The organism is Marinobacter sp. UBA2498, assembly GCF_002341575.1.
Classification (GTDB): domain Bacteria; phylum Pseudomonadota; class Gammaproteobacteria; order Pseudomonadales; family Oleiphilaceae; genus Marinobacter; species Marinobacter manganoxydans.
The window spans coordinates 32965-34479 of record NZ_DDOI01000045.1; the positions used below are offsets into that span (position 1 = coordinate 32965).

A 1515-nucleotide genomic window follows, 5' to 3' on the forward strand; every position below is an offset into this window, starting at 1 on the left:
GCCAGGCTCAGTAAACCGGCACGGATCAGTTTGTCACTGAGAGCCCGGGTTACCTCACCCGGCACCCTCAGCTGGTATTCCAGTAATTCCTGCTGGGGTGCAGGCTTGCCCTCGCTGAAGGGCTTGGCCACTAGCCACATGGTCGCCAGCGCCACATTTTCCTGCAGCTCTGGTGCCAGTTGCACCTCGCGCCGCTTGGCCACGGAGCCGGGATTCTGCAGATAGAACCCGATGCTGGCGCCCAGCAGGAGAATCATCCAGTTCAGATAGATCCAGATGAGAAGAATAATACCGATGGCGAAACTGGAATAGATTGCCGCGTACTTCGCAGACCCGGCAACGAATGAGGCGAACAGCATGCCGGCCGCCTGCCAGGATACTCCGGCCACCAGACCGCCGATGGCCGCATAACGGAGCTTGACCCGGGTATTGGGCATGAATACATAGACGAATGTGAAAGCGCCAACCACCAGGAAAAACGGGGTGAACCGGCTGGCCACAAGAATCACCGAGCCGAAAGGCTCAATTTCGATGAGCTTCTGGACGATGGTTGAGGAAAAAATGGTCGCGCTGACGCCAATGGCCGAAACCATCAGAAGCGGTCCCACCATGATCACGCTCAGATAATTGCTGAATCGCTGCGCCATGGAACGCATGTCTGGCACGCGCCAGATCATGTTGAAGGAACGCTCGATTTTCTGGAGCAGCGACACCACCGTGTAAACCAGAAGAGCCAGGCCTACCGATCCCAGCACGCCGACTTTCATATTATCCACGAAGCCAAGGATCTGTTCGGCAAGATCAATCCCCTGCGGTCCCAGCGGTTCAAAGAACTGGAACAGGAACGGCTCCATCCGCTGATGCACTCCCAGCGCCTTCAATACCGAGAAGCTAAGGGCAAGCAGAGGCACGATACTCAGCAGGGTTGTGTACACAAGACTCATGGCATGGAGAGTCAATTGTCCACTGAGAACATCCCGGGCCATCGCATAGGCAGTGCGGCCGACCTTGTACAACCAGGTCCAGGGCCAACTCTGGGGCGGATTGGGATTCGCCAGAATCCAGCGCTCAGCTGCCTGAAGCCGGTCTTTTAATTGGAATGAAGCCACTTTAGGTCCTGTCGTTCCATGTTTTGTTCAGATTATCAGTCAGATATCCGGTGTAACCAGAGTATGGCCGATTAACGGCAGTTTGCGAGGGACACACATCCAATATAACCATATCATCATTTATTACCTCCTCTTATAACAGATCTTCTGTAAAAAGGCCGCTATTCAAGAAATGGTATTTTCTGACCAGGTATTTTCTTATGCGAATCAAACTTGCTCTGGGCGTTGCTGCACTTACCGCCTTCTCACCGATGACTGCCCTGGCCACCAACGGCTATTTCAGTCACGGCTACGGCACCATCAGCAAAGGCATGGCCGGCGCAGGCACTGCGCTGTCCCAGGACAGCATTGCAGCGGCAACCAACCCGGCCGGTATGGCTTTTGTCGGGAACCGGATTGACGGTGG

General features: G+C 54.9%; 1 protein-coding gene and 1 pseudogene. One reads left to right on the forward strand and one right to left on the reverse strand.

The window, feature by feature from the left end; all coding sequences use genetic code 11:
- Window positions 1-1109: YihY/virulence factor BrkB family protein (locus B2W52_RS05160; RefSeq protein ID WP_286801764.1), on the reverse strand; the 1109-nt coding region annotated here is incomplete at its 3' end.
- A 200-nt stretch (window positions 1110-1309) separates the two neighbouring features.
- Between B2W52_RS05160 and B2W52_RS05165 the strand changes: the two are divergent.
- Window positions 1310-1515, forward strand: a pseudogene (locus B2W52_RS05165) (hypothetical protein); the annotation flags it as partial.